General features: G+C 35.7%; 21 protein-coding genes. 13 read left to right on the top strand and 8 right to left on the bottom strand.

Going from position 1 to position 22,121, the window contains the following annotated elements:
* The first annotated feature begins 832 nt into the window (after positions 1 to 832).
* Positions 833 to 1,219, top strand: a complete 387-nt coding sequence (locus JOE44_RS02125; RefSeq protein WP_245169681.1) for a transposase — start codon at positions 833 to 835, stop codon at positions 1,217 to 1,219.
* Between the two features lie 246 nt (positions 1,220 to 1,465).
* Here the strand turns inward: JOE44_RS02125 and JOE44_RS02120 are convergent, their stop codons facing one another.
* Positions 1,466 to 1,900 carry a LuxR C-terminal-related transcriptional regulator gene (locus JOE44_RS02120; protein ID WP_209784147.1) on the bottom strand — a complete coding sequence of 145 codons (435 nt, stop codon included), beginning with the start codon at positions 1,898 to 1,900 and terminating at the stop codon, positions 1,466 to 1,468.
* Between the two features lie 819 nt (positions 1,901 to 2,719).
* On the opposite strand from JOE44_RS02120, the gene JOE44_RS02115 reads away from it, so the two are divergent.
* Positions 2,720 to 3,058, top strand: coding sequence for a helix-turn-helix domain-containing protein (locus JOE44_RS02115; RefSeq protein ID WP_209784146.1), 339 nt, complete (start codon positions 2,720 to 2,722; stop codon positions 3,056 to 3,058).
* Positions 3,059 to 3,410: 352 nt separating this feature from the next.
* Here JOE44_RS02115 and JOE44_RS02110 read toward each other — a convergent pair whose 3' ends face one another.
* The 3 genes from JOE44_RS02110 to JOE44_RS02100 all read right to left on the bottom strand — a co-directional run bounded on the left by JOE44_RS02110 (position 3,411) and on the right by JOE44_RS02100 (position 7,149).
* Complete coding sequence (locus tag JOE44_RS02110; protein WP_209784145.1) at positions 3,411 to 4,982, bottom strand: M20/M25/M40 family metallo-hydrolase; 1,572 nt, start codon at positions 4,980 to 4,982, stop codon at positions 3,411 to 3,413.
* Between the two features lie 268 nt (positions 4,983 to 5,250).
* Complete coding sequence (locus JOE44_RS02105) at positions 5,251 to 5,427, bottom strand: histone H1 (protein WP_047377485.1); 177 nt, start codon at positions 5,425 to 5,427, stop codon at positions 5,251 to 5,253.
* A gap of 306 nt (positions 5,428 to 5,733) precedes the next feature.
* Complete coding sequence (locus JOE44_RS02100) at positions 5,734 to 7,149, bottom strand: PLP-dependent aminotransferase family protein (protein ID WP_209784144.1); 1,416 nt, start codon at positions 7,147 to 7,149, stop codon at positions 5,734 to 5,736.
* 116 nt (positions 7,150 to 7,265) lie between these two features.
* On the opposite strand from JOE44_RS02100, the gene JOE44_RS02095 reads away from it, so the two are divergent.
* The 3 genes from JOE44_RS02095 (at position 7,266) to JOE44_RS02085 (ending at position 10,171) form a co-directional block, all read left to right on the top strand.
* Entirely contained in the window at positions 7,266 to 7,781 is a 516-nt protein-coding gene (locus tag JOE44_RS02095) for a hypothetical protein (RefSeq protein WP_209784143.1), read from the top strand.
* Positions 7,782 to 7,964: 183 nt separating this feature from the next.
* Positions 7,965 to 8,885, top strand: a complete 921-nt coding sequence (locus tag JOE44_RS02090) for a helix-turn-helix transcriptional regulator (RefSeq protein ID WP_209784142.1) — start codon at positions 7,965 to 7,967, stop codon at positions 8,883 to 8,885.
* Positions 8,886 to 8,965: 80 nt separating this feature from the next.
* Positions 8,966 to 10,171, top strand: a complete 1,206-nt coding sequence (locus JOE44_RS02085) for an MFS transporter (protein WP_209784141.1) — start codon at positions 8,966 to 8,968, stop codon at positions 10,169 to 10,171.
* Between the two features lie 16 nt (positions 10,172 to 10,187).
* Here the strand turns inward: JOE44_RS02085 and JOE44_RS02080 are convergent, their stop codons facing one another.
* Positions 10,188 to 10,541 carry a DUF488 domain-containing protein gene (locus JOE44_RS02080; RefSeq protein ID WP_209784140.1) on the bottom strand — a complete coding sequence of 118 codons (354 nt, stop codon included), beginning with the start codon at positions 10,539 to 10,541 and terminating at the stop codon, positions 10,188 to 10,190.
* A 208-nt stretch (positions 10,542 to 10,749) separates the two neighbouring features.
* On the opposite strand from JOE44_RS02080, the gene JOE44_RS02075 reads away from it, so the two are divergent.
* Both JOE44_RS02075 and JOE44_RS02070 read left to right on the top strand, forming a co-directional pair.
* Positions 10,750 to 11,226: a MarR family transcriptional regulator gene (locus JOE44_RS02075; RefSeq protein ID WP_209784139.1), complete on the top strand. Its 477-nt coding sequence runs from the start codon at positions 10,750 to 10,752 to the stop codon at positions 11,224 to 11,226.
* Positions 11,223 to 12,065 (top strand): universal stress protein, encoded by an 843-nt coding sequence (locus tag JOE44_RS02070; protein WP_209784138.1) that lies wholly within the window; start codon positions 11,223 to 11,225, stop codon positions 12,063 to 12,065. Before JOE44_RS02075 ends, JOE44_RS02070 begins: the two co-directional genes overlap by 4 nt.
* A 28-nt stretch (positions 12,066 to 12,093) precedes the next feature.
* Here JOE44_RS02070 and JOE44_RS02065 read toward each other — a convergent pair whose 3' ends face one another.
* Positions 12,094 to 12,690 carry a Crp/Fnr family transcriptional regulator gene (locus JOE44_RS02065; protein WP_209784137.1) on the bottom strand — a complete coding sequence of 199 codons (597 nt, stop codon included), beginning with the start codon at positions 12,688 to 12,690 and terminating at the stop codon, positions 12,094 to 12,096.
* 114 nt (positions 12,691 to 12,804) lie between these two features.
* Positions 12,805 to 13,161, bottom strand: a complete 357-nt coding sequence (locus JOE44_RS02060) for a helix-turn-helix domain-containing protein (RefSeq protein ID WP_209784136.1) — start codon at positions 13,159 to 13,161, stop codon at positions 12,805 to 12,807.
* Between the two features lie 117 nt (positions 13,162 to 13,278).
* Here JOE44_RS02060 and JOE44_RS02055 point away from each other — a divergent pair, with 117 nt between their 5' ends.
* Both JOE44_RS02055 and JOE44_RS02050 read left to right on the top strand, forming a co-directional pair.
* Positions 13,279 to 13,881: an NAD(P)H-dependent oxidoreductase gene (locus JOE44_RS02055; protein WP_209784135.1), complete on the top strand. Its 603-nt coding sequence runs from the start codon at positions 13,279 to 13,281 to the stop codon at positions 13,879 to 13,881.
* 226 nt (positions 13,882 to 14,107) lie between these two features.
* On the top strand, positions 14,108 to 14,524 hold the full coding sequence (locus JOE44_RS02050) for a RidA family protein (protein ID WP_209784134.1): 417 nt from the start codon (positions 14,108 to 14,110) through the stop codon (positions 14,522 to 14,524).
* Here JOE44_RS02050 and JOE44_RS02045 read toward each other — a convergent pair.
* Positions 14,521 to 15,840 carry a M20/M25/M40 family metallo-hydrolase gene (locus tag JOE44_RS02045; protein ID WP_209784133.1) on the bottom strand — a complete coding sequence of 440 codons (1,320 nt, stop codon included), beginning with the start codon at positions 15,838 to 15,840 and terminating at the stop codon, positions 14,521 to 14,523. The genes JOE44_RS02050 and JOE44_RS02045 overlap by 4 nt on opposite strands.
* Positions 15,841 to 16,312: 472 nt before the next feature.
* On the opposite strand from JOE44_RS02045, the gene JOE44_RS02040 reads away from it, so the two are divergent.
* The 4 genes from JOE44_RS02040 to JOE44_RS02025 are packed head-to-tail and all read left to right on the top strand — an operon-like array spanning position 16,313 to position 21,838.
* On the top strand, positions 16,313 to 16,759 hold the full coding sequence (locus JOE44_RS02040; RefSeq protein ID WP_209784132.1) for a hypothetical protein: 447 nt from the start codon (positions 16,313 to 16,315) through the stop codon (positions 16,757 to 16,759).
* The gene (locus JOE44_RS02035; RefSeq protein ID WP_209784131.1) at positions 16,756 to 18,834 is read left to right on the top strand and encodes a GMC family oxidoreductase; all 2,079 of its coding nucleotides are present in this window, start codon (positions 16,756 to 16,758) and stop codon (positions 18,832 to 18,834) included. Before JOE44_RS02040 ends, JOE44_RS02035 begins: the two co-directional genes overlap by 4 nt.
* 4 nt (positions 18,835 to 18,838) lie before the next feature.
* The gene (locus tag JOE44_RS02030) at positions 18,839 to 20,293 is read left to right on the top strand and encodes a ferritin-like protein (RefSeq protein WP_209784130.1); all 1,455 of its coding nucleotides are present in this window, start codon (positions 18,839 to 18,841) and stop codon (positions 20,291 to 20,293) included.
* Between the two features lie 18 nt (positions 20,294 to 20,311).
* Complete coding sequence (locus tag JOE44_RS02025; protein WP_209784129.1) at positions 20,312 to 21,838, top strand: peroxidase, FMP-type; 1,527 nt, start codon at positions 20,312 to 20,314, stop codon at positions 21,836 to 21,838.
* Positions 21,839 to 22,121: the final 283 nt, after the last annotated feature.

The following is a 22,121-nucleotide window of genomic DNA, read 5'->3' as shown; positions in this document are numbered from 1 at the left end:
TTATAACAGTTTAAAAAACATTGATACTGAGAAAAATAAAATCAAAAAAACGCATCATAAATTGATGGATAGAAAATTTATTTTTTTTAAGTAATTATCATCATTTTATGAATTTTAAATTCATTTACAGATTCTATTTTAAAATTTCATCAAAAAAAACAATTCATCTGCCCCTAAATCCTATTGACAGACCTAAAAAAACAAATGATGTACTTTTGATGTATCTAAAATTTTGCTTGGTGTAATGATCAAATCTAAATTTGCAAGAGATAATTCTTTTGGTAAATCTATATTTCTGATTTAAGAATTTCGTTAAAAGTAGGAAAGATTTGTTTTAAAGTTTCAGTCCATGCCCTACCAATAAAAAATCTATTGTATTTAAACTTTAATAACACAAGCAGTTTTCATTTTGACTTTTATAAGTCTTTATACTGATCAAAGTTGCTACTCCCGTTTTTTTACGGGAGTTTTTTTTAATTTTATACATAAAGTTCATTACAAAACTATCCGTTCTAAATCAGGGAGTTTCAAAATGGTGTACTTATGATGTATATCTATTTAGTTCGAACAAAATAATCAGTACTAAATTTGAACAAAAATTATAACCAAGCTTTTACTTAATTATTTCCACTTCTATTCAAGTAGAAATTAATGTTGAAGATCTATTAATATTGTGAAAATTTACACTATACATTATAAATCCTCACTCCAGCTTGGTAAAAAGAACCTTAGATCTTTACTATAGTTTCAAAAAATAAATTTTAATTATATAATCCCGTTTATTTTGAACTTTAAAAAAATACATATTGGCAGCACAATCAAAGCTAAATTTATGGAAGAAGCACTGGATATGCAGAGAGCTTGCAGTTTTATGAAATGCACCGAATCCGAAATTGAACAAATGTTCCTTGAAAAAGATCTGACAACAGATAAATTATTGAGATGGAGCAAACTGTTAGAATATGATTTTTTCCGGACCTACTCACAACACCTGATACTCTTCTCTCCTCCTAAAAAAGAAATTTCAAACAAAACTCCCCATAAAAAACCATCTTCTTTACCTGAATTCAGGAAGAACATATACACTAAAGAAATCATAGAGTTCATCCTGGAACAAATTGAAACAGGAAAAAAGACAAAATTAGAAATTATAAATGATTACAAAATCCCAAAAACTACACTGTATAAGTGGATTGCCAAGTATTCAGAAAAAAAATAACTTGATTACAGGAATTCATCAGAAAATAAGAGAACAGAAAAAGCATCAACCACTGTTGAAGCTACAAAATTAAATAACCTTTCAAAGCAGAATACCGAAAGCGGAAAGGCCCTTAACAAAACATAGACTTAAGAATAAGCCTGTTTTTTTGTTATTTGAGTTTCTAATCCTTTTGAATATGAGCTATATAGACCTAACCGTTTTCAAAGTAAGAATTGATACAATCTTAGCTTATTCTTCTGAAACCTAATGTTCAGAAAGATTTTTAAAGAACAAATACAGGTCAACATCAGAAGAAATATTCAGTTTTTTTCTAAGCCTGTGCTTTTTATTCTGTACAGATCGGTGCTCCACAAAAGTATATTGTGCAATTTCTTTTGATGATAATCCCAGCCATATCATTGCACAAAAAATCAAATCAGATTTTGACAGATTAGAATTTATCGCAAGTAATTTTTTAATAAAATTAGGATACGCTTCCTGAAATTTATTAAGTAAATCAGGATCATTTTTCCTCGCCAATTCAATCATACAATCGTAAGAATTATTGAGTTTTTCCTTTAAGATATTCGTTTCAGATTCTTTTTGCCTTAGTATACCTTTGTTCTTACGACAACGGATATAGGCAAAAAGTAAAACAACAATAAGGCACAAAACCAAGATATTGTAAATAAAAAACATATTTTTCTTTGAAATATTTTCAGATTCTTTTTCTTTCTCCTCATCATTTAACACCCTTTAAGTATTGGCATTACTTTGTCAATTGAGGAAAACTACAGACCTTCTTTGTCTTTTTTCAGAATAGCCACTACTATCCCTGGTAACAAATTCTGATTTAATTTTCGGGACAATGATTCTACTTCGAACAATCAACTGTGTTGGGTTTACAACTCCGCCTAAAGTAATTTCAGGAGCAGAAGAATCAATTCCGACTTGGGAATACACATGCAATAAGTATAATATTAATAAGGCTAATACAATTTTTATCTCCACGCTATTTTTTTGTTTCGCCGTAAAAGTATAAAATAAGCATTATGATGTATTAAATAACACGTACATCATAGATACAGCATGGCGAAATGCGCGTAATTTCAAACAAATAACCCTATTTTATTGAGGAAGGCAAGTTGCTTTTTGTTGTAGCAAATTTTTGCATTTTTTAGCATTAAACAAAAGCTGTACACATGATGTATATGAAATATTGCAACATATAGAATGGAAAGCTAATTTTACATGAAAACACAAACTATATACTTTTTATCAGCTTTCAAATTGTTTAGTTGATATTAAGACTAGGTACTAGGGCCGTAAATGAAATTAAAGAAGTAAAAACACTATTTAAAGTTTAAAAGCAGTTTCCGCATTATTATTTTTAAATATTGAAATCATTCTTATTGGTTGGGGATCTTTCTTTAATTAATTTATGAACTCTAGTATCTATTTTTATCAATATGGCTCATTCAAAAAAGTTTATAAAATAATTAAACCACATCATTATATATGGATCATCATAAACAATCTCACTCAACGACTCCTGATTACAAAAAAATTTACAGCGATCTTGTTGACCTGAAATATCCGGAGAAAAAGCATGAATGTGAAAAAATTTTATCGAAGAAAAATCTTTCTGCGTTTGATGTAATAGAAATAAACAGGATCATATTTAGTTATAATCAGAACATTAAGGAAAACCAGTCTCACCGTTCTTATAACAAGGAAACGATATACAAAATTCTTGAATATCAAAAAAAGAATTATCTTAATAACACTCAGCTTGCTTTACATTTTAAACTAAGTCGTAACACCGTTGCAAAATGGAAGACTTTATTCAGTATTTAATCAATTCACACTCCTATACATTTATTATAAAGTTCATCTGTAGTTAAAAATATTATATTTTTTATTTAGAATATATTTTATACAGAGGGTAAAAGAATATTATCTCTTTCTTATTTAGATAGTAAGGAATATTCTATTTCTTAGGAAATTCATAATAAAAAATGCCATCATTGGCTAAAACATATATTATTCAACTAGATAAATAAATGCATTAGCCAATAACGGCAAAAAAGAATAGGATAAATTAAAAGGCTTTACTGTTATTTATTCAGAGAAATTTAAAATTATACTGAACTAATATATCTGCTCCACCCATATATCTAATCTTTTATCTGTTTCAAATAAAGAATACCTATTTGTAATCTTTAGAACTTCTTCTAGGTTCTTTTACTTCCGGCCATTTTACGACCTCTCCTTTTTCATCCTGAGGCATTACTCTTTTTTCTCTGTTGCTGAATTCAGGATCTTCGGAAGCCATATAAGCTAAGGCTGCCGTTAAAATCACATTATTTTTAACTTCATCAAAAACGATCTTATCGTAAGTATCTTTTGTAGTATGCCACGTATATCCGAAATACCCCCAGTTCAGAGAACCTAAAGAAATTCCGGGTACTCCTGCTGCCACGAACGAAGCATGGTCAGAGCCTCCACCTCCAGGCATCCCTGGGAAATCAGTCTTAATATGGCTTCTTACTGCTTTGGGAACACCATCAAGCCATCTTCCAACATAATCATAAGCTTTTACAAATCCCTGACCGCTGATATTCACAACACGTCCGGTTCCGTTATCCTGATTAAAAGCAGCCTGTACTCCTTTAATAATCTGTGGATTATCGGCTACAAAACCTCTAGACCCATTTAATCCCTGCTCTTCACTTCCCCAAAGTCCGATTACAATAGTTCTCTTGTTATTAGGATAATATTTTTTCAGAATTCTCATTGTTTCCAGCATGGTGATCGTTCCTGTTCCGTTATCTGTAGCTCCCTGAGCTCCGTCCCATGAATCAAGGTGGGCAGAAAGGATCACGTACTCATCAGGTTTTTCTTTACCTTTGATCATACCGATTGTATTAAAGCTTTTTGCTTCAGGAAGTATTTTGGATTGAGCATCAATTTTGATTTTAGGCTGCGTTCCTTTTTCTGCCATTCTGTACAGCATTCCATAGTCTTCCACATCGATATCAATCATTGGAATTTTGGATGTTTTCGCTCCGAATATTCTGTTGGCTCCCATGATACCAGTCCAGTTTGAAATGGCAATACCTGCCGCTCCGGCCTTCTCTAAAGCTTCAGGAAGACTGTTATTATCATAACCGGCATTCTTTATATAAGCAGCAAAATCTTTGGCAGCCTGTTCTTTTTCTGCTTTAAGCTTTTCATACAATTCAGGTGTTGCAAATTCTTTGATTTGTTCATCAGAACGACCGATTTTCTGGTACTGTGCCATCAGCACAATTTTTCCTTTCACGGAAGGAAGCCATTGATCAAATTCAGCTTTAGAAGATACTTTCGGAAGAATAATTACTTCTGCCTCTACAGCTTTTTTAGTAGCCGGGCTCCATGCAAGCTGTGTTGCAGAAAGAGATTTTACACGCGGATACGTCATATCAACATGAGTAACACCTCGCTGCCAGCCTTTCCAGGTTCCAAATTGCTGAAGATTGGCATCTACTCCCCAGGAACGGAGTTTATTGGCACTCCATTCATTGGCAGCAAGCATTTCCGGAGTTCCTACAAGACGAGGTCCGATTCCATCCAACAGCTCAGACGCCAGGTTTTCCAGCTGGGAATTATTATTTACTTCATCTACAAAACTTTTTACGATAGGGTTTAACCTTTCTTTTGGGTCAACCTTTACCTGAGCCCAGGAGAACTGAGCGGCCAGCACTACTGCAGGCACTGCAAAAAATCTATTTATCCTCATAATATTTATTGATTGCTTTAAAGATAAAAGAAATTAGGGAGATGATGAAAGATTAAGCCTGAAAAAGAGGCATTCCCTTGATAATATCCATTTTTTAATCTAAAAATAATAACAAGAATCTACTATGGGAATAATTCACAAAAAAAGACTATCCATATGACAGTCTTTGGCATTTATAAAATGACATTTTATTTTCTATTGAGAAATACCTGATAAGCAGATGTATTAGAAATAAAAAAGCCGGCTTCAAAAGCCGGCTGAAGGTAAATTATTTCTTAGCTTCTTCTACAGAAACTTTTCTGAAGTCTTTGAACAATTTGCTTAGTTCTAAAGCTGCTTTACGAGCTCTTGTACCAGCTGCTTTGTTTCCTTTTTCCGCTTGTTGGTTTGCCTCAGTTGTGAACGCTTCAAATTCTGCGTTGATTTTTTCAATTAGTTCTTTCATTTATTTAAAAATTTAGGCTGCAAATATAGGTTTTATGGTGATTCCAGCCTAATTGTGTTGAAAAAAAATAGTGGATTTAATCATTTTTTCTAAGTCTTACTTAAATTCAATTTAATTTTTAAAATAAAATCAATTTATTGTAGAAAATCAGCCCTATACCTGGATATTATATAGAGTAGAAGTAAATTTTTAAATAAACTATTCAAAATCAATAAGAATCAAAAAAAGTAAACGAAGATTCTCTTAAAAAATTTCATTTAGGAAGCCATTTTACTTTCTCTATTTTACTTAATTGCTCTTAAAGTTTTAAAACTGCAGCTCTTTTGCTTTCTTGCCTGCATCTTTCAGTAAAACAATGCTTTCAGAGGTAATTCTTTCACTAAAAATAATCCTGAAATGAAAATGATATTTATCCGTGAAAGAAAAGGTATTTCCGGGAGTAAACAAAATCTGATGTTCCTCACAATACTGGTAAAATATTTCCATATCAGTATTCTGAGGAAGTTGCCCCCAAATACTGTAACCTCCTCTCGGCCTGTGGAAATAAGAGTCTTCAGGAAAGGAATTTCTTAACACCTCCAATACCTGAACAGCCTGCTGACTGAGTTTTTTCCGGAATAACCGGAGATGCCTTTCATAACCGCTTCCCTGTAGCAGTTTTAGAACCAATTCCTGGTAAATAGGCGAAACGGTGCGCCCTAAAGCAAACCTTACTCTTTCGGATTTTGCATAAAAACTTCCGGCATATAACCAGCCTAAACGAATTCCCGGAGCTAACGTCTTTGAAAACGATGAATACATCATGACTATCCCTTTTTTATCAAAGCTTTTTATACTTTGCGGCCTTTGTTCTTCAAAATAAAGATCGGAGTACATATCATTCTCAATAATACAGAACTGATACGTTTCTGCCATGCTCAGAATTTCTTTTTTTGTTTCATCTTTCATTACAACACCTGTGGGATTGTGAAAATTGGGAGTCGTGACAAGAGCACAGATCTTATTTTCCTCACAGATCGTTTTGAAATATTCAGTATCAAAACCTGTTTTATAATGTACAGGAAGCTCAATGGCTTTTAACTCAAGGTGAGCAAGTACTTCCAGTACAGAAAACACACATGGACTCTCAACAGCCACTACATCTCCTCCTTTTGTAACCGATTTTAAAGCAATTGTAAGGGCCTGCAACGCACCATCCGTGATAATTATTTCGTCTGGGTTGAATATACAGCCATAAGCTCCCATTTGTTTTGCAATCTGTTTCCTTAATAGCTCCAATCCGTTTGGGGGATAATACCTGAGCAGTGATGCCCCTTTCTCACGAATAACTTCCTGCATTGTTCTGAGGATAAGTTTTTGCGGAATCAGAAGATCTCCGGGTACAGCTGTATTGAAAGAACTGAATTCTGAAGTTCTTTTGGAAGTAAGCATCATATTTTTCATAAATACTTCATCCCTCACTACGACCGGAAGCTTTGTTTTTACTTCCGGAATATTTTCCTCCTGAATTCCTGTAACGAAATAGCCAGACCGTGGATTACTCCTGATCAGCCCTTTAATCATAAGATATTCAAATCCACTTTGCACAGAGCTTGTGCTCAGTTTGTATTTTTCCTTAATGTAACGAACGGAAGGAAGCTTGTCATTTTCCTGCAAAATTCCATTGTAGATCTGCCTCTCTATTTCGGCCGTAAAAATTTCGTACTTATAAGGTTTCATCATAATACATCAACTGTACTGAACAAATTTACAAAAATACCTTTCTGTACCGATGATATTTTAGCGAACTGTATCCTTTTTGAATAGATTAATCTTATAATTTTGAATAAAAAAATCCCATGGATATCATTTCAAAATTTACAGTAGGTTCTGAAGAGGGAATTTCTGATCTTATAACCATTATTGATTCTTCCATTTATTCATTACACAGAGAGCTTGTCAATGAGGAAGACATAAAAAAATATATTCATCACGAAATAGATCCGAGAAAGATGATCAATGATCTGAATGATCTTTCCAATCAACTAATCATTATGTATGCGGATCAGAAGCCTATTGGATACAGTGTTATCAAAAGCGGCTCTCTCCATCCCGGAATTCCTGAGGGAAAAAGGGCTACAGAAATCAGTTTTGTAATTCTTTCAGAGTTTGACACTCCGGAAACAAGACAATCCCTTTGGAAAAAATGCAGATCCGCAGTGAGTTTTACAGATGTTATATGGATTAATATCCTGGATCACGATCCGCTTGCAGACTTTTTAAAAGAATATGGTTTTGTAGTGGCGGACAGCTCAAAGGCAGGTCCTTTTCAGTTGCCATCACATATTTTAGAATTGGAGATTAATAAAAGTTAGTTTAATTCATTTTTTAACCACAGATTTCTCAGATTGTATAGATGCTTTTCTATATTTTATCACTGCAGGTCTTTTTTAAGACAGATATCGAGAGAAACTATCATTCTTATTTTTATTATCTCACTTAAAATCATTCTGAGTGAACAACCATTTACTTATCTTTGATTTTTATAATTTTTACTTATGAGCGATCAGCTGGAAACCATAGAAGATTATTACAGACGCATTCGTAAAGACCAGATCAAAATATTTGATTCTGAAGATTTTGAGACAGGAAAATCTCATTTCAATATTTCTATGCGGAGATATTGCAGCTTTAAGAGTCCCTACAACCGACGTGATTATTATAAAATAAGCTTTATCATAGGAAAAGGCACGATTCATTATGGTACCCATCAGCTGTTTATTGATGGGCCTGCATTATTTTTCCCTTCTCCAAGCATTCCGTATTCATGGGAGTGTGAAAGTGATGTACAGGAGGGATATTTCTGCTTGTTCAATCAGGAATTTTTTAATGGAAATTCAGAATTTAATCTATTTAAAAAAACATCAATGTTCAAAGAATGGAGTAAACCAGTGGTATTTCTGACGGAAGAACAGGCTCAGCTGGCAACTCTTTATTTTGATCAGATTTACAGGATGAATAATTCTGCATATCCTTTCCGTTGCAGCAGTATCAAAAGCAATCTTGCCTCTGTGATGCATCTGGCACTGGAAAACCGTGTGGAAGATATCAATCCTAATGAACTCCCTGCGAATGTACGTCTGTACAAGTTATTCGATGAATTGCTCACCAAACAGTTTCCTCTGGACTCTCCTGCTTATCCATTGGCGTTAAAAACACCTTCCGACTTTGCGGAGCATCTCAATGTACATGTCAATCATTTGAATTCTTCTGTAAAATCTGTAACCAACCTTACTACTACTCAAATTATCAAAGAAAAAATGTTTGAAGAGTCTAAAAACCTGCTGAAGTATACGAATTGGGATATTGCCCAGATAGGCTATACTTTAGGGTTTGATCAGCCTGCTCATTTTAATAACTTTTTTAAAAAGCATGCCCAGACTTCACCATTAAAATTTAAGAATTTATCTGATATTTGATTTTCGTAATTTTTGCTTTGTCTTTTAAAATCCAGTTTCCCATTTCTTGACTTATTTTTGCATGGTAAAAACGAATGAATATGTTGAGAGAAGCATCTGAGCAACGAATCAGATTAATTACCATTATGGCCTTCGTGTCTATCCCGCTTTCCGGGTTTGTCACGGATATTTATTTACCATCGTTTCCTTCTATGGCCAAAGAAATGATGGTTTCGGAAAAAGATATTCAGATCACGCTGACCTCATATCTATTGAGCTACGGAGTTTCCCAGTTGTTTGTAGGAGGAATTCTGGATAGTATCGGACGTTACCGTCCTAAATTGATCGCCTTGTTCCTTCTGATCCTGACCAGTATCCTGATTACGATGACCAACAGCATTTTACTGATCTGTCTGCTTCGTATCCTCCAGGGAGCAGCTGTTTCGGTTCTTGTGGTGGCTACGCGTGCTATTTTCGTAGACATTTATGATTCGGAAAGAGTAAAGCATTATTTGAGCTATTTTACCATTGTATGGTCGTGCGGCCCTATTCTAGCTCCTTTCCTGGGAGGATATCTTGAGAAAATATTTAACTGGCATGCTAATTTTTATTTTCTAGCCGGATATGCCGGATTCCTGTTCCTTTTTGAGTGGTTTTTTAGCGGCGAAAGTCTTCCCCAGAAAAAGAAACTGGATCTGTCAGAGAATATCAGTCTTTACAAAATGATGCTTAAAAACAGGATTTTCATGTTAGGGATTTTCATTTTAGGATTGAGCTACTCTATTGTTATGCTCTTTAATATTACCGGACCTTTTATTATTGAAAATACTTTTCATTTTACGCCGGTAGTTATTGGATACTGTACATTGATCCTGGGCTTCTCCTGGATGATAGGAGGTTTTATCGGAAAACGAAGACTGACTCTTGATTTTAAACCAAGAATTCTACAACCTATTTTGCTTCAGCTGATCCTGATTGCCGGGCTGATCATCACCAGTTATTTTGCAGAAAGTCTTTTCATTATGATTCCTTTTGCCTTTTTTATTCACATCTGTTCCGGAATTTTATTTACCTCCTTTTTTACAACAAGTATGCTTTACTTTCCTAAAAATGCAGGTACTGCCGGAGGGCTTATGGGTGGATTGGTATATGTAATCACTTCTGTAACGAGCTTTATCATTTCTGTAAGCGGAACGGTAGCGGATCAAAAAGATCTTTCGTGGCGTTATCTGATCATCGCATTTTTCCTTTTGGGAATTATCCTTTTTATGCATCAGGCCGTTAAAAAAGAAAAAGCAGAGAACTAATCTCTGCTTTTTCTTTTTATTTTATACTTTCCAGATACTTTTTTATAATGATGGCATGGCAGTGGGCTTCATCTTTAGCAGCATATAACAATGTAATTTTTTCCTGATTCTTATGACGTTTCAGAAAGTCTTTCCCTAGATTACTTTCATGAAGTTCCTTCATATACTTTTCTGAAAATTCTTGCCATAACGCAGGATCGTGATGAAACCACAGTCTTAATTCTGTTGATGGCGCAATGTCTTTATCCCATTCATCAAGATCAGCATTTTCTTTTGAAAGCCCTCTTGGCCAGAGACGATCTACCAGAATACGACAGCCATCGTCTGCGGACGGTGTTTCGTAAATTCTTTTTAACACAATTACAGACATATCCTTTTTTAATTAATATTCTAGTTATCTGACTACAAAATTTGTTCCTGAAGATTTATTTTTTCATTTTTTATCTCTTGTTATAGAATACTTTACCTTCAATTAGTTTTAATTAAAACTAATTTTTCGTATATTTGTTAGGATAAGTCATGCTAAAATCCTTTTGGATATCGATTTTATACTGCTGTATCATTATTAATTATAAAGTATGCCTGCAAAACAGAATAATAGATCAGAACTGGCTCTGGAACTTGGTCTGGCGATGAGTGAAATGAAAAGCCGTCTCCGGCAGAAAATCCAGAACAGTATTAATGAATATGATCCTGATCTGTCTTTTGAACTGATTGAAATTCTGGGACTTCTTTCACGCAACAATGGCATCAATCAGCAGGAAATCGGGAATAAAGTAAGTAAAGACAAATCAAGTATTACCTACCTCATCAATAGCCTTGTAAAAAGGGATTTAGTGGAAAGGATAGCTGATAAAAACGACAGGAGAAATAAACAGATCTTTTTGACTCAGAAAGGGAAACAGATTGTAGAAATCGTTTATCCCTGGGCATTGGATCTTTATAAAAAGGCAGCAGGTACTATAGACGAAGAAGAGATTAGCAAAGCGCTGCTTTTAGTAAAAAAAATGACCGCAAACCTGGAAGAACCGGGATCAAAACATGATAGCATATGAGAACAATCCTTGTACCCATTGATTTTACATCAACTACGGAAAATGCAGTAAGAATTGCCGCAGATTGGGCAAAAACCTACGAATATCAAAACATTATCCTACTAAAAACGGCAGGTGAATCTGAGTTTGACTACCTGCATATTGCAGAAGGGCATTCCTTTGTGAATGAAGAAAGTGTAAATAATTTACTGCAGAGAACGGAATCATTATTTGACCACTTAAGCAGTATTATTACCGAAAAGTCGCCCGAGGTAAAGGTTTCCAGGATTTTAAGTGACTGGGTCATTACCAGAAGTATTAATGAGCTTTTAAAAAATCAGCCGTCTGTGGAATTGATTATTTTGGGAAGTGATGATCAGACTTCCAGTACTGAGAGTTTTGTTTCTGATAATATTATAAGTATTGCAAGAACAAGCCCTGTGAAGACCTTGATTGTTCCTAACAGCTATCATTACACTCCTATTAAGAATATCTTTATTCCTTGTGATATTAAAGGAATTAAAAGATTAGAAAGATTATTTCATCACAAATCTGTTATTCATAAGCAGGATGTACGATTGTCATTTTTAAATATCAACAACAATGAAAAAGAGAATGAAGACCATAAAAAAGAACTGGAAGACTATATCCGTGAACATTTAACAGAAATCCCAAGCAGCATTCACTATTCTCATGATGAAAACGTCATTAATGGAATCCTGTCTTTTGCGGCATCAAATGAGGCAGATCTCATTATTGCGTTACCTGGTAAGCACAGCTTCCTGTATTATCTGGCAAGCAGAAGTATTTCTGAAGGAATTTACCAAAATACGCATCAGCCTGTTTTAATTTTAAAATAATAAAGAACTTCGTTTGAATTACTGAAAGCTAATAATAAATTTTAGTACTTTCAATTTTAACCATTTTCTGTTCCTCCATTTTTTTGACATATCTGATCACCGTTTCCACCCGAAGACCGGTTAAGGTTGCTATTTGCTGTCTCGTATAGGGAATCAGAAATGAATACGCTTCTACGAATCCGAAATACTTTTTAATATGATCAAAAAGCTTTGTGAGCTTTACAATGGGATCCGAAATGGCCAGAAAACTGGAAATCATAAATCTGAAATGCATTCTGTCTGCCATGTATTTATTAATTTCAAGTAGCAATTCAGGGTTTTCCAGCAGGATTTCAAGAATTTTTGTTTTGGAAATTCTAATAATTTCACATTGGGTAACGGCAATGGCATTAACAGCATAATGATGATCAGTAAATAAATAGCTTTCACCAATACAATGCCCATCAAAAGGCAGCCCGTGAACAAATTCTTTTCCGTCTTCTAAAAACGTATTCAGCTTCACAGTGCCGTATCTGATCTGGAAATAATATTTTGCTGCGGTACCTTCCTGAAAAACAGCATCTCCGGCTTCATAATTTTCCAGAGTGGCTCCGTAGGAAAATAATAAGTCTTCACCTATGACCATCTTGTTATTATTAATTTGAGTAAAAATACTTAAAGTATAAGCAATGCTGCAACTTATCAAATACCACAAAATACAGTATTCTCTAACCTCAACACTACTCTTCTATTTTTATTATCAGGCAGTAATTTTCTTTTTATGTTTTGCTCCCCAATCTGCCAGAGCAGCAATAACATCTTTCAGTGATTCGCTATATCCTGTGGGAACATATTCTACCAACACCGGTTTCTGATCTGTAATAACCGTTCTTTCAACCAGATGATTTACCTCCAGTTTTTTTAATTCGCTGGATAATACTCTTGCTGAAATTCCTTTGATGGTTCTCTGCAGTTCATTGAAACGGGTATGTCCACCCAAAATAGCAATCATTACGCGGATGGTCCATCTGCCTCCTAAAACATACAAAGCATCCTCTGTAGCAGACAGATGAGTACTGCATTGCGGCCTTGAATACACTATTTTTTCTTCTTCCATTGTTTCTGTTTTAGCTTATTACTAACCTAAATGTTATTACTAACCTTTTGGTAACTACTATCTTTTTATTAGTAAATATAAATAATTTTGAAACATCAATTTTAAAAAAAATAAAAAATGAAACGAGTACTTCATATTGTCTCAAGCCCGAGAAGCGAATCATCAATCAGTAAAAAACTGGGAAATGCCGTTGTGGAAAAAATTACAGCAAAATACCCTGACAGTGTTTTTAAAAAACGTGATTTGGCGAACCCTCTTTTTCCTCATTTAGAAGAAGCACATATCAATGCATTTTTCACACCTGCTGAAAACCGTACTTCTGAACAATGGGAAACGGTAAAACTTTCAGATACAGTCATTGATGAGCTACATGAAGCCGATATTATTATTATCGAAGCTCCATTGTACAATTTCAGCATCACTTCTACCCTGAAATCATGGCTAGATCATATTGCCAGAGCAGGAAAAACTTTCAGCTACAGTGAAAACGGTCCTGAAGGTTTGGTAAAAAACAAAAAAGTATATCTGGCTTTTTCCAGTGGCGGAGTATATTCAGAAGGGGAAAGACAGGCTTATGATTTTGTTGTTCCTTACTTAAAACAAACTCTTGGATTTATGGGAATGACGGATATTTCTGTAGTACGTGCAGAAGGTCTTTCTGTTCCTGTCATTCAGGAAACGGCTTTACAAAGAGGGATTGAAAGTATTGTTGTAGAGTAAAAAATTTAATAAGGCTGTCTCAAAAATGAAATTCTTCATTACATTTCCGGGGTGTGTTCATAGACTTCCGGCCTATTCAGAATGAAACTTTTGAGACAGCATTTTTTATTTGAATTCCATTTTAATTGAAAGGGAACTTTACCCAAATAAAAGAATATTTTTCTCAACATATGTAAAGAGTTTTTCAATTTTTATCTCTCACCTTTACCTCATTAAATGAAAGATTATGGAAAGCAATAAACAACCTGTACTGATTAATCCTGCTGAATTATTTAATCCTGGCCCTTATAGTTTCTCACACAGCATTTCTATAGAATCTCCTTCTCAGATGTGCTTTATTTCCGGGCAGAGCGGAGGTGTCGGGGAAAATCATGAATTGGCGGATGATTTTAAAACTCAGGTTCAGGATGCTTTAAAAAACCTAAAAATTGTGCTAAAAAGCCATGACATGACATTTGAGAATATTGTCAAAATTACCTTACTCATTGTGGATCACAATCAGGAAAAACTTGAAATATGGGCGGATGAAGCGAAGAAAGCATGGAATCATTCATTCTTGCCTACCAGTACACTTATTCCGGTAAGTCAGCTCGCTTTACCCGGAATGTTGTTTGAGATAGATGCGATTGCTGTTAAGAATTAGTTTCTGTTAAGACGTTCTATCAATAATGATGAAAAACTTTTCACTCCGGTTCTGATGCTTTCCTCATCCACTTGGAAATTAGGAGAATGATTCATTGCTATCACTCCTTTTTCAAAATTGGATCCCCCAAGGAAAAAGTAAACTCCGGGTATTTTTTGTTGAAAATAAGCAAAATCATCATTAAAAAACGGAACCTGACCATAATCTGATGCAACAGCATTTTTTCCATAAAGATTCTCAAGGATTTCTATTGCCGATTTTGTCAGTTTTTCATTATTGATAACCGTTGGGTTTTCCTGAACAAATGAAACGGAAAGCAGTTGATTTTTATATCCACTATCTTCAACAATCTTCTGAACTTCAGGAATTATTTTATCTACATTGGAAGCATTCGTCTCATACAGGTAGGCTTCAAGAAAAGATTCATTATTTTTAGAATAAGTACTGAATTTTCCATCGGTAAAAAGATAATCTTTGAAAATAGTATCTGGATTGGTCAACCCTATTTTAGGATCAACAATAGACTGTATTTCCCAGGGTTTGCTTCCGGAAGAAACCCGAAATAAAGAATTACTGATTTTTTTTGTTAAACCATTGAGCTCCTCTTGAGATAGTCCTTTTTTTAATTGAATCCTTATTTTCTTCTGATAGGCAAACATTTCACTGGGTTTCACCATGATCTGGCCAACAGGAGTAGCCGTCACATGAAGCCCATAGATTTCATTAGGGTTTATTTTAGATAGCAATCCATTATTAAGCAGTTCTTTTGCGCCTTTGAAGGTTTCCTCTTCAGGTTGAAATATAAAATATACTGTTCCCTTTAAATATTTTCTATTTTTGGAAAGAACCTCAGCAATTCCTAACCCGATCGCCATGTGAATATCGTGACCACAACCATGCTGAACTCCCTTTACTTTTGATTTGAAAACCTCCGGATCCGGATAATCATTCGGTAGTGCATCCATATCTGATCTCCAGGCTATTTTTTTGCCTTTTTTATCTCCTTTCAAAATCCCTACAACGCTATACCCGTAATGACCTGTTTGAACTTCCAGTCCCAGATCCAGCAGATACTGCTTAATTTTTTCCTGAGTTTGCTTTTCCTTACCGGCTAATTCAGGATTTTCATGAAATGTTCTTCTTAGGTTCACTAATTTATTGAATACTTTATCTGTCTCCAGCTGAACGGATTGATGTACCGGCTGTTCATTTATATTTTTGGACAAATTCGTACCTGTTTCTTTCTGGCTGTTCAATCCCTGTGCAGAAAAAAGAGAGGAAGCAAAGCACAATAAAGTAAGTAAAAATCTTTTCATGGTCAATAGTATTTGGTTTTATCTGGGATAACTGTTTAGCAAAAAGTTAACTCATATTGATTAGACTACCATAGCTTCACTTTTGTTACATCCTGATCGTCAATTTATTATTATTTTTTAAATTCAATTGAATCGATTCCCTTTAATATCCTATTCTGTTTCAATACCACATTATTTAAATTAATTCTAAACTAGGTGAAAACAAAACCCCTTGAAACCCTTTGCTACAAAGGGTTACTTTATAATTTTTCAAATTACCGTTAACATAAATTACGTAGAAATACTGAATCTTATCTGCCGGGATCTGATTAATTTCGGATAAACAAAAACTGGTTACTATGGATCGCTTGAAATACATTCAATCATTTCGGAAAAAGAGATGGTATCTGAAAAATCTTGCAGCTGTAGATCAATCGGCTTGATGCCCTCCTGTTGAAGGAATTGAAGATATCTAACCCAAATTTTTAACGAAATGAATATTATTAACAAAATTCTCAACGTCGACGATTATTATTTCGACGTGTTTATGTCTATCTCGGAAGCGCTCGCGGGATTTACGGTAAACGAACTACAATCCACAGGTCTTGCGGAAACCTATTACACTTATGTTTTAAAAAGCTTAGAAGCCGCCACTTTTGTAGAATTCCTTACCCTATCTAAAAATATTCTTGAAAATTCTTCCGGTGAAGAGGAATTAAAAAAGGCCATTCAATCCGAAATTATTGGTAATGCAGGAATGAACGAGATCGCCGGAAAAGTAATCACCATGTGGTATTTGGGAACCTGGGAAGGCAGTTACATCAATGATCTTTCTTACCAAGAAGGTCTTGTCTGGAATCTGATGCACTCTCATCCGCCAGGAGCAAAACAACCTGGCTACAAATCATGGAATATTAAACCTGTAAACAGCAACTCATGAACCAGACCCATAACAAAAAAGATGTGATCATCGTAGGAACGGGGATCGCAGGATCATTGATCGCAAAACTACTGTCTGATCATGTATTTGATGCCGCAAAAGGAAAAATGATTCACCGTGCAGATGCCGGAAAATCGGATAGCATCAAGGAAATATCAATACTCATGTATGAGGCGGGACTGGAAGCTGGGCTGGAACTGGATTCCGTATCCTCAATGACCACTTACAATGAATATATACGTACTTTTTATCGGGAGGAAGCCAAGGTTCCCAATTCACCTTATCCGAATTTAAAGCAAGCTCCTTCTCCCAATGTTCTGGATATGGAACATATTGTTCAGCCGTTCCCTGATAAAAAAGGATATCTGGTTCAGTTTGGGCCTATGCCATTTGCAAGTGATGCTATAAGAGTGGGAGGCGGAACTACCCTTCACTGGCTGGGAACTACACCAAGAATGCTTCCAAACGATTTCAAACTCACCGAGAAATATGGAATTACAATACACAAACCGGATTCTCAAGAAAAAACGCCTATCAACTGGCCTATTGACTATGAGGAATTAAGGCCTTATTATGAAATGGCAGAATTTGAAATCGGAGTTTCCGGAGATGTTTCAAGACAGGAATATCCCATTGATGAGAATATGGAAAAATATTATGGAAATTATGTATTCCCGATGGAGGAAATTCCTCAGAGTTATATGGACCATAAGATTATTGAAGGGCTTAAAGGGACAAGTGTGAAACTAAGTTCCGGAGAGATTCCTTTAATGATGGTACCTTCTCCACAGGGAAGAAACTCTATCCCCAATCCAAAATACGGAAAAACAAAGATCATCAAAGCCGAACCAAAAGAATCCGGATATAAACTGGTTTTAGACAGTTCTGAAAAAGAAGAATATAAAGCATTGGGTTCTGTATGGAATCCTTATATGGGAGAACGTTGTGAAGGGAATGCTTCCTGTGTTCCCATCTGTCCTGTTCAGGCTAAATACAATGCGCTAAAGACATTGAAAAAAGCTTTATATAAACTTAATGATCACGAAAACCTTAAGCGTAATCCATACATGCAGATTCAGGCTCAGAGCGTGGTTTACAGATTGAGCGTTGACCAGAATGATAAGGATAAAATTTCCAAAGTTCATCTGAGAAGATATACCTCAAAAGAGAAAACAGATTTCATTGAAGAATCTATAGACACTTCAGATGCTATCGTAATTCTTGCTGCTAATGCTTTTGAGAACCCAAAGATTTTGCTGAATTCCCCATATACTACTCAAAACGGTGTAAAAACCGCGGCCAACAGCAGTGATCAGGTGGGAAGAAACCTGATGGATCATATGGTAATGCTGACCTGGGGACTTTTCCCTGAACCGGTTTACCCGTACAGAGGGCCTGGCTCTACAACAAATATTTCGTCTTTCCGTGACGGGAACTTCAGAGGTGAATTTTCGGCGTGGATCTCTCCTCTTGACAACTGGGGATGGGGATGGCCGGCATTTTCCCCGGGATCTGATGTTGCCTATTTTATCAGCCAGGAGAATCTTTTCGGTGCTGAATTGAGAGAGGCTCTTACCAACAGACTTTCAAAACAGGTATTATTCCATTTTGAAATCGAACAATTGCCGAATCCCAATAACAGGGTTACGATTAATGATCAATACATGGATGTTCTGGGAATTCCGCGGCCTGTCATTCATTATGAGCTGACAGAATATGAAATGAAAGCCATGGAACAGGCAAAACATGCTTCGGATCAGATGTTTAAAAGATTAGGCATTAAAGATTTCACCAAATATACTGCAGCAGATATGAACTCCGTGATGTACAATGGGGTAAGGTATTCTTACAATGGAGCAGGTCACATCGTGGGTACTCACAGAATGGGTTCTACAGCAGAAGATTCTGTTACCAACAGTTATTGTAAAGCCTGGGATCACCCTAACTTATACATCGTAGGAGCTGGAAATATGACTACTCTGGGAACTTCAAACCCTACTTTAACATTATCAGCATTTACGATCCGTTCAGTAGAGTCTATTCTTGCTGATCTTGAAATTCAACTTAAAAAATAACAACATGAGACAAAAACTTATCAATAAAACTGCTCAACCACAGGAAACGTTATTAACAGCAGGAAGAATGGCAGCCAGAAGTGCTGTTGTTACTGAGGCCGTTTCATTGCCTTCTTTGCTGTTTGCTTCAACGCTTAGCAAGGAAGACTGGATGGAAGGATTAAAGCATCACAGTAAAACCTTAACTAATCTTCTGTTAACCAATCAGATCAAAGAGTTTAATGCTTACCTTCAATCACAGTTAGGATCCGGAGTTTCAGAATTAAAAAAGGGATTAATCGAAATTGATTATAAACCGATTTTACAGGATCTTTTACAGACAGCAATTCTTATCGAACATTCCACCATTCCACCTTACCTTACTGCTTTGTATTCAATCAAGGATGGTACTAACGCCCTGGCTTCGCAAATTATCAGAAGTGTTGCTGTGGAAGAAATGCTTCACCTGATTATGGTTTGTAATGTTCTGAATGCTATTGACATCCAGCCTTCTGTCAACAAACAGGAAAACTATCCTACTTACCCGATGAAACTACCAATGAATGTTGATTTCTATGTTGGCCTTGAAACATTCTCAAGCAACAGTATTGCAACATTTATTGCAATTGAAAGTCCAGGCAAGCCTTTGGTAAAAGCCCCCAAATATGATCACGACACTGACACTTCAGCATTATATACTCAAAGAGCCTCGGTACAGGAAAACAACTTCTGGACTCTTGAAAACATGAAGGGCTTCATTATGGAAAATGTACACACCATTGGGGAGTATTATGATGTTTTATTCTTCTATATCGTTATTTTCCAAATCATTGCATACTACAAAGAACACGGACAACTTCCTGCGAATTTTGAAGAATTAAATACCGGAGGAATTTTCACAGGAAATCCTGCCAAACAAATCCGTCCTGAACAATATTACGGAAGTGGTGGGAAATTACATTCTGTAGAGGCTTTAGCCGGAGTAATTGCTGTTTTTGAGGAAATAAAAGGACAGGGAGAAGGTGCTGATGATTCTATTTTTGATGTTGATCCTTCTCAGTTTGAAGAAGGGGCGGAACTGGCGCATTATTTCAGATTTAAAGAAGTTTTCCATGAGCATTTCTATCTGGGAGGAAATTATGAACCTTTTATGGATGAAAACGGAATGATGCCTGTAACAACGCCACCTACTGGAAAAGATCTTCCGGTAGACTGGAATGAGGCATATCCAATGAAACCTAATCCTAAACTGGAAGATTATATCAAAAATAAAGAATTATATGCCCAAGGTATTGAGTTTAATAAAACCTACAAGCGTTTATTAGATGCTATACAAAGTGCTGTAGAAGGAAATCAGAGAGAGCTTGAAAAGTCCATTATGTATATGTATGCCTTGAAAGAACAAGCCGTTAATCTGATGAAACAACCATTGGACGCTCAGAATAATGCAGGCCCAACTTTCGAATACATCAATCTATAACCATAAAAACGATATATCATGCTTAAAAGAAAAAAAGAGAGTCCCGAAGCGGGAGGCGAACAGTTATTCCGTAAGATGCCTGGCCAAAATGAGGTTAATCTGGCTGAGGTAATGGATGGATATTCAAAACTTCTTATTGATGATCCGGTAAGACCTTTTAGAGAAGACAACCTGCAGTCCATAGAAAATAGTGTAGATTATGGAGTTCTGGCAGCATTGGATGGAACCTGGGTAAGTTACAATGTTAATTACAATAAAGACATTACCAAGCCTTCATTAGCAAGTGGAGTACATACTACAATTATGCCTTCTCCGGGAACTAATTCAGGAACAATTCCCGGAAAATTCGCTTTTGACAGTGAAGAATATATTGAAAAGTTAACCTTTTCCATTGTTCCGGGTGGAGTTCGTAACCGTGGTGGAGCCAGTGAACTTTTCTGTGGGGCTGTTAAATATGAACAGAGCATTAAAAGTGTTAATACCGTACAGGGACAGGATGCTTTAAAATATACTCCTATCCATGAAGAAAACGGTATGTATCTTTGGCTGAGTGACGTTTACAATCATGCAGCAACCAAAGAATCTATTGAAAGAGACCGCGGGATTCATGCTATTTCAACAGAAGATGCGAAGTATGGCTATACAGGGGAATACAGAGATGAACCTTTGGTAAGGATAACACCAGACGGAGAGGCCAACCCTAAATATATTCTTTTAAGTCAACTACAGCCAGGGCAGCCTTATTATGAAATCATTCCGGCTCAGGAAATAAAACCGGGAGCAGGAATTGACGGGCCTTATTTTATTCCGGACTACTCTATCTCTAGAAGCGGCGTCATTCCTCATGGAAGCACCATTACTTTACTTGGAGATATCATTCCTCAAAATAAGGACAACCAAACGTTCTATTTAATCGAAGGCTCACCTCAATTCCCTTATGGTAAAGAAGCATGGGATACGAATCATCTTTCCATTTCACGTACAATGGGAAACGCAGGAGTAACACCGGATAATATCATTGATCTGGACAAACCTGCACCTGCCTGGGTTCATGAAACACTTAATGACGTTAATGATCAGGGTTCAAACAAGATTTATACCCAGCGAATACTGGCAGACGATTTATATCCTTATTCTGTACGTCCTGATCTTAGGCTTAGGGATACATTAAGAGGTCAGAAGGTCAGCAATTATGTTCATGTAAGAATGTCTTCCAAGATGAAAACCGGAGCACAGGGAGGCGTTTTGAATGTTCCTTTTGTCAATCGTTTTGTTCCGACTGTTGAGGTAGATATGGACATGTGGATTGAAACAGTGATTGAAGATGGAAAAGAGATTCTTCAGCTGCAATATGAGCAAATCGTATTCTTCGAATTTGATTTCGGGAATGATGGCGGTACTACCAGCTGGCCTCATATCCAGGTCAACACCCTTCGTAAAATACAGGATATTCCTGAGGATCAGAGAAAAGTGATTGAAGAGCAGTTCTTCAATATTTCCGGGAATTCTGATGCAGCATCAGGGTGTCCTTATCATAAAGGATAATATTGTTAAAAATAGGTGGTATTTAATTTCATGACTACCCACAATCAAGTAGGAGGCCTTTATGAGGTCTCCTACTGATGTAAAATGTCAGGTACTCGCCTATTATTTATCTTCACTCACAGTCTGTTTTCCAGAACAAAAAAAACTTTAAACACTTATTTACATGACTGTTACTTCAAATGATTTAGAGAATCAATATGGGAGCCAGAACATCTTTTTAAAAAAATATATTATTTCAATCTAATGTCTATATTTGCACAGTTTCATTTTGAATTTCAAGCCT

The sequence above is a fragment of the Chryseobacterium sp. PvR013 genome, assembly GCF_017833095.1.
Lineage (GTDB): Bacteria > Bacteroidota > Bacteroidia > Flavobacteriales > Weeksellaceae > Chryseobacterium > Chryseobacterium culicis_A.
Note: the sequence above shows the minus strand (reverse complement) of the source record. Positions and strands in the feature narration are given on the sequence as shown.